The organism is uncultured Sutterella sp. (genome assembly GCF_937923675.1).
Lineage (GTDB): Bacteria > Pseudomonadota > Gammaproteobacteria > Burkholderiales > Burkholderiaceae_F > Sutterella.
The window spans coordinates 1-8,429 of the sequence record NZ_CALDXB010000062.1; the positions used below are offsets into that span (position 1 = coordinate 1).

The following is an 8,429-nucleotide window of genomic DNA, read 5'->3' on the forward strand; positions in this document are numbered from 1 at the left end:
TCGCCAGGCTCCCTATAAACGAAGCCCCTGTTGATTTGATGTCAGCAGGGGCTTTCGCATATTCTGATTCCCAGCCGTTAAAATCGTCTTCTTCAGGTCCGGTCGAGCGGCTACATTCAGCACTACTCCTACACCAAGCATGATCTTCAAGCGTTCATTGATCTCCGAGCTTGCCAATATTGCGGGCGGAGTCTTCACCGTGCTTTTCACGATCGTTCTTGCGGTCGCCATGGTGCGCTTCATTAATCTGGCAGCCGGCGGGAGCGTGGATCATTCCGCGGTGCTGCAGCTCGTCATCTACAACGCCCTGGTGAACCTGCCGCCGCTTCTTGCCGCATCGCTCTTTATTGCGGCTCTGATGACGCTCATGCGCTCCTGGCAGGACAACGAGATGGTGGTCTGGTTCTCTTCGGGCGGGCGCTCGCTTCTCTCCTGGATCGAACCCATGATGCGCTTTGCGCTTCCCGTCGTCATCATGATCGCGCTCCTTTCGATTGTGATTTCGCCCTGGGCGCGATCTGAGACCTATAAGCTCCGCAACCAGTTCACGCAGCGCGAGGACGTGAATGCCATCGCTCCCGGGCGCTTTATTGAGGCGCAGGGTGGAAAGCGGGTCTTCTTTATTGAATCCGCAGGCGAAACGCCCAACGAAGTGGGCCGCGTTTTCATGGCGGAGGCCGGTGTAGGCAAGGAAGCCGTCGTGACGGCTGAAAAAGGGGCAATTGAGATCAACGCCGAGGGCGACCGCTACATTGTTCTTAAAAACGGCAGCCGCATTGAGACCGCGAACGACTCTGCGGCAACCCGGGTCGTCGACTTTCAGGACTACGGCGTGAGGCTCGACATCCGCGTTGACGACGCCTTCCGCTCCACGAGGGCCAATTCGCAGCCGCTCTCGGTGCTTCTCGCGCTTCCGACGCCCGAAAATCAGGCCGAGCTCCTCTGGCGCTTCTCCTGGCCGCTGGCCGCGCTCAATCTCGTGCTCCTCGCGATTCCGCTCTCCTGCACCTCTCCGCGCGCCGGCAGGAGCCTTAATCTCCTCATGGCGGCCCTCATCTTCATTCTTTATCTGAACGGCCTTTCCGTCGCGGAAAGCTGGGTGACGCGCGAGCGGCTCTCGCTCATCTCCGCCCTTGTCCTTCTCAACGGATCCGTCTTCCTGATTGCGGTTCTTCTTTTCGTGAGGCGCATCTGGATGACCCGGTGGCTCCCGAGATGGATGTCCGTCTGGTACTGGAAGCAGCGTCGTTCTGAGGGAGGTCGATAAATGTCAGTCATCTCCCGACAGTTCACGAAGGACATCCTTCTCTCCACCGTATTCGTCCTTGTCATTCTGATTGCGCTTTTTGCGTTCTTCGATCTGATTGGTCAGATGGACGAGGTGGGAAGCAACAAGTACGACCTTGCGACGGCGTTCCTCCTCACCGGGCTCACGCTCCCTTCGCGCGCCTATGAAGTGGCGCCCCTGGCTGTGCTCCTTGCCGCCGTCTACACGATGTCGCGCTGGGCCTCGACCTCGGAATTCACGGTGCTGCGCGCCGCCGGCCTTTCGCCCTGGCGCCTCGCCGCGACCCTCATTCTCCCGGGCGTTCTCCTTGTAGCCGGCACCTATGCCATGGGCGAGGTTGTCGCCCCCTGGGCTCAGCGCTATCAGACGGAAGTCCGTTCAACGGGCGACCAGTCGCTCTCCGCCCGCGGCTACGTGTCTGGGGCCTGGATCCGCGACGTCGCTAAGACGGAAAACGGCGAATCGATCGACCGCTACATCAACATCCGCTCGATCAGCGCGTCGAACCGTTATGCCACCGGCGCCTGGCGAGTCTTCGAATTCGACGATGCTGGAAGGCTCGAGCGCATGATCCGCGCGGATTCCGGACTCTTTCAGCCGGGATTGGGATGGACGCTTTCGGACGTTACCCTGGTGACCTATCCCGTGATGAACGACAGCCGCACGGATCCAAATCAGACGCCGGTAACGAGCGAGAAGCTCTCGCAGTTCCTCTTCCCCTCCACCATTACGCCCGAGATTCTCGGCGTCATGACGACAAAGCCCGACCGCATGGGGATGGCGGATCTTTTGAGCTACATCGAGCACCTCACGTCGGTCAATCAGGATGCGGACCATTTCGTAGCGGTCTTCTGGTCGAAGGCTTTTTATCCCCTCGCGGTCCTCGTGATGCTGGCGATCTCAATGCCCTTTGCGTACATGAACGCGCGCTCGGGCGGGGTCGCGATCAAGATCTTCCTCGGCGTCCTCATCGGCATCGCGTTCTATGCGCTCAACAACCTCTTTTCCTACCTCTCCATCTTCGCCGCAGTGCCGCCGGCGGTAATGGCGGCAGCGCCCTCGGTCATGATGTTCATCCTCTCCGGGGTAATGCTCTGGTGGGTTGAGAAGCGCTGAGCAGGCAGTTTCTGAAAAAACAAAGCGCGGCTTTCCCGAAAGAAGGAAAGCCGCGCTTCGTTGTTTGGGGCGCCGAAGACGCCTTAGCGGCGCTTATTGAGTCTTTGTCTTCCTCTTCGGCTTATGGGCTCTGAGGAACTCCCTCAGAGCCTTACCCGTCGCCGTCTTCTTCGCCGCAATCTCCTTCGGCGTCCCTTCGCCTACGACGCGCCCGCCTTCGGAGCCGCCCTCGGGGCCGAGGTCGATCACCCAGTCGGCGTCCGCCACAACGTCGAGGTTGTGCTCGATGATGACGACGGTGCTTCCGGCATCGACAAGACGCGAGAGCACGTGCATGAGCTTTGCGACGTCGGCCATATGAAGGCCCACCGTCGGCTCATCGAGCACGTAGAGCGTGTGCGGAGAGCGGGCGGAGAAGGTGCCTTCGGGCCGCACGCGCGCGAGCTCGGTCACGAGCTTCAGGCGCTGCGCTTCGCCGCCCGAGAGCGTGGGCGAAGGCTGCCCGAGCGTCAGGTAGCCGAGCCCCACTTCCTGCATGAGCCTGAGGGGATGCGAGATCGCGGGCATGGAGGCGAAGAAGTCGACTGCCTCATCGATTTCCATCGCAAGCACGTCGCCGATCGACTTCTCCTTCCATTCGACGGAGAGCGTTTCCGGGTTGAAGCGCTTCCCGCCGCACGCTTCGCAGAGCACCTTCACGTCGGGAAGGAAATTCATTTCGACCGTTCTCAGACCCTGACCCGCGCATTCGGGGCATGCGCCTTCGGTTTTGTTGAAGGTGAAGCGGCTCGCGCCGTAGCCGCGTGCTTTTGCCTCGTTCGTTGAGGCAAAGAGGTCGCGGATCGGCGTCATCACGCCTGCATAGGTCGCCGGACAGGAACGCGGGTTCTTTCCGATCGGCGTCTGGTCAACTTCGAGAACCCGGCCCACCGCCTCCGTTCCCTTCATGCCGGAGAGGCCGGAGAGCTTTGCCTCCGGGTTCTCAATGCGGCGCTTCAGGTTCTCATAGAGAATTTCCCGGCAGAGCGTTGACTTTCCGGAACCGGAAACGCCCGTGACGACGGTAAGCCGCTTCAGGGGAATGTCGAGCTTCCCGATATCGAGGTTTCTGAAGCGGATGCCTTCGAGCGTGAGGCGCTTGCCTTCCTCGTCGGGGAGGCGCTCAGGGATCCCGGTGTGTTCGATGGGATGGGCAAGGAGCCGCCCTGTCGGGGAGTCGGGATTCCTTTCGAGGTCCTCAACCGTCCCTTCTCCCATGAGGCGGCCGCCGCGCACGCCCGCCCCCGGGCCGATGTCGATCACGTGGTCGGCCCGGCGGATGGTCTCCTCGTCGTGCTCGACGACGAGAAGGGTATTGCCTTTCTTCGTGAGCGACTCAATTGCCGAGAGAAGCATGCCGTTGTCTCTCGGGTGAAGCCCGATCGTCGGTTCGTCGAGCACGTAGCAGACGCCTCTCAGGTTGGTGCCGAGCTGGCTTGCGAGATGAATGCGCTGCGTTTCGCCGCCCGAAAGCGTTGGGGCGCTCCGTTCGAGCGTCAGGTAGTCGAGCCCCACTTCAGCGAGGAAGGCGAGTCTCGAGCGGATCTCCTCGAGCGCATCGTGCGCGATTGCGGCGCTTCGGGAACTAAGCCGCAGTCCCGCAAACCAGCCGGCCGCTTCGCGCGCCGTCATGCGGCAGACCTCCTGAATGGCCTTGCCTTCCCAGCGGACATTGCGGGCGACTTCATTCAAGCGCGCGCCGCCGCAGTCCGGGCAGACGACTTCGGGTTCGTCTTCCGTCCGGGAGAACTCCGTCTCCATCGCCTCGCCCTTCTTCACCGCCCTGCGGATGGCGGCAGTGAGCACGCCGTAGCCCGAGCAGGTCGGACAGGCGCCGGCTTCGGAGTTGTATGAAAAGAGCCTCGGGTCGAGCTCAGGGAGCGACCGGCCGCACTTCGGGCAGGCGCGCTCGAGCGAATAGAAGATGCCGGGGTGCGTAACAGGCGCGCCGGGAGAGACCTGCGAAGCGGGCACGGCCCGCAGCTGCGCGGATTTTTCAAGCGCGAGCGCTGCGCGCACGTCCACCTCAATCATGCGGGGCGGCGCCGTCGTATCCGTGCGGCCGGCGAGCGCCTCGATGGTATGGAGCACGTTTCTCGCGAGCTTCGGGACCGTGGTCTCAATGGACGCGTATTCGCCGTCGACGAGGACGAGCTTCACGCCTTTCTGGCGAAGCCGCAGGAATTCCTTCTCGAAAATGCCTTTTCTTCCCGTGACGATGGGGACGAAAAGCGCGCATTCCTCATCGGGAAACGCTTCGCCGATGCTTTCGGCAATCATGGCGGGCGTCTGCGCTTCGACGGGCACCTGGCAGTTGGGGCAGTATTCGGTGCCGAGCTTCACGTAGATGAGGCGCAGAAAATGATAGAGCTCCGTCATCGTAGCGACCGTGGAGCGCATGCCGCCCCGGGTGGTGCGCTGCTCGATCGCCACCGTCGGCGGAATGCCCCTGACGCTGTCGACGTCGGGTTCGGGCGGCGGCTGGACCATGGAGCGCGCGTAGGCGTTGAGGCTTTCGAGATAGCGCCTCTGGCCTTCGGCAAAGACGATGTCGAAGGCAAGCGTCGATTTGCCGGAGCCCGAGGGGCCGGTGACGACCGTAAAGGCTTCCCGCGGGATGTCGACCGAGAGGTTTCGAAGATTATGTTCGCGCGCGCCCTCAATCACGATGGCGTGCGATTCGCGAAGCGCCTCCCCGGGATTGATTTTGGGCTTCCTCAGGGGCGGGAGATTGAAGAAGCTTTCGCGCGAGGCGTCCTGCGCCTGCGCGCGGCGCCATGCGAGAAGCGCCTCGCCCGTGAGCGTGCCTCTGGCTTCGAGCGCTTCCGGCGTCCCCGTAAAGATCACCTCGCCTCCGGCAAAGCCGCCCTCGGGCCCCATTTCGATGACCCAGTCCGCCGCCCCGATGACGTCGAGATTGTGTTCAATCACGATGACGGTGTGGCCCATGGCGGTTAGCCTGTCGAAGACGTCGACGAGCTTCGCCGTGTCGGCGAAGTGAAGCCCCGTCGTGGGTTCGTCGAATACGAAAACCTTGCCCTTCTGACCGCGCACGGCAGGCACCCCTTCCGCAATGCGCGCGGAAAGCTTGAGGCGCTGCCGTTCGCCGCCGGAGAGGGTCGTCAAGGGCTGGCCGAGCTTCAGGTACCCGAGCCCCGTGAGCTGAAGCACTTTGAGGGGCTTCACGACGGCGGCATGGCGGGAGAAGGCGTCGAGCGCCTCATCGACCGTGAGGTCGAGCACGTCGGAGATGCTGAGCGTCTTTCCGTTGTCGAGCGTCGGCCGGATGCGCAGAATCTTTTCCTGGTAGCGCTTCCCGCCGCAGTCGGGGCAGGGAAGGTAGACATCGGAGAGAAACTGCATCTCGACATGCTCCCAGCCTGTGCCCGCACAGCGGGGGCAGCGGCCGGCGCCGGAATTGAAGGAGAAGTCGCCGGGCTTGAGACCGGCCACGATGGCTTCCGGAGAGGTGCCGAAAAATTCGCGGATCGCAGTGAATGCGCCCACATAGCTCGCGGGATTGCCGCGCGTGGTGCGCCCGAGGGAACTCTGGTCGACGAATTCAATGCCGGCAGGCAGGTCGCCCGATAGCCGGGCGGCTGAGGCGCCCCCCGGCGCGTCGCTCTCCGCGCCGGTCGAAAAGACGACGGCGCCGCCCAGCTTCCTCTCAAGCGCGGGAACAAGCGTATCCGCAATGAGAGAGGATTTGCCCGAACCGGAAACGCCGGCAACGGCAATAAGGCGCCCGAGCGGGAAGCTTGCCGAGACGTCCTTCAGATTGTTGAGGGTCGCGTGGGAAAGCCGGAGTTTCGGCGTTTCATCCGTCACGGGGAGCGCCTTGCGCGTGATGCGCTTTTCGCCCGAGAGATAGGCGCCGGTTTCCGTTTTGGCTGTGAGCACGCCCCTTGTTGAGCCTTCATAGATGATCCGGCCGCCGGCAGCGCCCGCGCCGGGGCCGAGGTCGATGAGGCGCTCGCCCGCGAGCATGACCTGCGGGTCGTGCTCCACGACGACGAGGGTATTCCCCTGAGCCGTGAGGCGCCTCAGGATGCCGTTCACGCGGTCCATGTCGCGGGGGTGAAGGCCGATTGACGGCTCGTCAAGGACGAAAAGCGTATTGACGAGATTGGCGCCGAGCGCGGTCGTGAGGTTGACGCGCTGCACTTCGCCCCCGGAGAGCGTTCTCCCCTGACGGTTCATCGTGAGGTAGCCGAGCCCTACGTCGCAGAGAAAGGTAATGCGCGAGAGGCATTCGCCCAGAATGAGCGCCTCGGCCTCGTCGTGCCTTTCGGCGTTCAGGCGTTCGAGAAAATGCTTCAGCACCGCCGCAGGCATGAGCATGAGCTCATGAAAATTGAAGCCGGGAAGCGCCGCATAGGCTTCCTTCGAAAGCCTGGAGCCCACGGGCTCAGCGCAGATGCCGGCGTCGGGCGCTTCCGCGAGGACGGCTTCCCGGTCTTCCTTCGTGCCGATGCGCCAGGAGAGCGCCTCGGGGCGCAGGCGCGCGCCGCCGCAGGCCGTGCAGGTCCGGTAGGAGCGGTAGCGCGAAAGCATGACCCGCACGTGCATCTTGTAGTTCTTCGTTTCGAGCCATTCGAAGAAGCGCCCGATGCCGTACCACTCGGTCTGCCACTTCCCCGTCCACCCGGGCTCCCCTTCTTCGATGATCCGGCGGTCTTCTTCGGAGAGGTCTTCATAGGGAACATCCGTCGGAATGCCGAGCCTTCGGCAGGCGCGAAGCATGTCGTCCTTGCATTCCGCAAAGGACTTGGTGGAAAAAGGCTTTACGGCGTCTTCGCGGAGGCTTTTCGAGCGGTCGGGGATGACGAGGGAGAGATCGGTCCCGATGACGCGGCCGAAGCCGCGGCAGACCGGACAGGCGCCGACGGGCGAATTGAAGCTGAAGGAAGCGGGCTTCGGGGGCGAGAAGGTGAGGCCGCACTCCGGGCAGGAAAGCCCGTGCTGGTAGCGCGCGAATCTTCTGGGGGCTTCGCCCGGAGTTTCCGTCCAGACGCTGACGCGCCCGTCGCCCCGCTTCAATGCCGCTTCAATCGCCTCAATTGCGCGGCTTCGCTCAACGGTCGACGCGCGGAAGCGGTCGGCGGCAACAACGAGCAGCGTGCCGCCGCTTCTCGCCTCGCGCGCCAGAATGCGCGTGAAGCCCTGGGCGGAGAGACCCGCTTCCGCCGTTTCGAGGGGCAGCGCCTCCGGGACGAAGCGCTCAAAGGCGACGGCCGTTCGGGCGTCCGATTCCCCGCGCGCCGCGAGGCGCCCGAGGATGTCCTCCCACATGGAATCGGGCGAAAAGTCGAGGACGGGAGAGCCGTCATTGGGGCAGAAAGCCTTCGCCTTTCTCGCGAAGAGGAGCTTCAGACGGTCGTTGATCTCCGTCATCGTGCCCACGGTCGAGCGCGAGGTGCGGATGACGGCGTTCTGGTCAATGGCGATCGCGGGCGGCACGCCCTCGATCGACTCCACCTTCGGGCGGTCCATGCGGTCGAGGAACTGGCGCGCATAGGGACTGAAGGTCTCCACGTACCGGCGCTGGCCTTCCGCATAAAGCGTATCGAAGACGAGAGAGCTTTTCCCGGACCCCGAAAGCCCCGTGACGACGGTGAAGCTTCCGACGGGGATGTCGAGATCAAGGTGCTTGAGATTATTCTGCTCGGCGCCGCGGATGCGGATCGCCGGCGCCCTTTCATCCCGGGCGCCGCAGGGCGAATTCTGCTGGGTCATCTGCTTGAAGGAAACTTGTGGCAGCTTTTCAGTCTGAGACCCTAAATCTAGCCCATGGCGCAGCATCCGGGGCGGGCGTTCCGGGGTCTTTCGCAGAGCGTGCTGAAATGCATGAATGTAATAAATTGTAAATACGAAGTAACTAACTCTTGCTTTATCGAAAACACTTCGGCATAATCTCCCTTCTCGATTCAGGGGGGATTAGCTCAGCTGGGAGAGCGCTTGCATGGCATGCAAGAGGTCAGCGGTT

The 8,429-nt window shown here is 62.8% G+C and carries 3 protein-coding genes; 2 read left to right on the forward strand and 1 reads right to left on the reverse strand.

Going from position 1 to position 8,429, the window contains the following annotated elements; all coding sequences use genetic code 11:
• Nucleotides 1–139 precede the first annotated feature (139 nt).
• Both lptF and lptG read left to right on the forward strand, forming a co-directional pair.
• Nucleotides 140–1,267 (forward strand): LPS export ABC transporter permease LptF, encoded by a 1,128-nt coding sequence (gene lptF / locus Q0106_RS07635; protein WP_297611111.1) that lies wholly within the window; start codon nucleotides 140–142, stop codon nucleotides 1,265–1,267.
• The gene (lptG, locus tag Q0106_RS07640; protein ID WP_297611114.1) at nucleotides 1,268–2,404 is read left to right on the forward strand and encodes an LPS export ABC transporter permease LptG; all 1,137 of its coding nucleotides are present in this window, start codon (nucleotides 1,268–1,270) and stop codon (nucleotides 2,402–2,404) included.
• A 93-nt stretch (nucleotides 2,405–2,497) separates the two neighbouring features.
• Here lptG and uvrA read toward each other — a convergent pair whose 3' ends face one another.
• Nucleotides 2,498–8,179 carry an excinuclease ABC subunit UvrA gene (gene uvrA, locus Q0106_RS07645; RefSeq protein ID WP_297611117.1) on the reverse strand — a complete coding sequence of 1,894 codons (5,682 nt, stop codon included), beginning with the start codon at nucleotides 8,177–8,179 and terminating at the stop codon, nucleotides 2,498–2,500.
• Nucleotides 8,180–8,429 lie beyond the last annotated feature (250 nt).

Excerpts from the sequence above, each read along its gene's own strand:
- lptF (WP_297611111.1), top strand. The coding sequence starts at position 140 with ATGATCTTCAAGCGTTCATTGATCTCCGAGCTTGCCAATATTGCGGGC.
- lptG (WP_297611114.1), top strand. The coding sequence starts at position 1,268 with ATGTCAGTCATCTCCCGACAGTTCACGAAGGACATCCTTCTCTCCACC.
- uvrA (WP_297611117.1), bottom strand. The coding sequence starts at position 8,179 with ATGACCCAGCAGAATTCGCCCTGCGGCGCCCGGGATGAAAGGGCGCCG.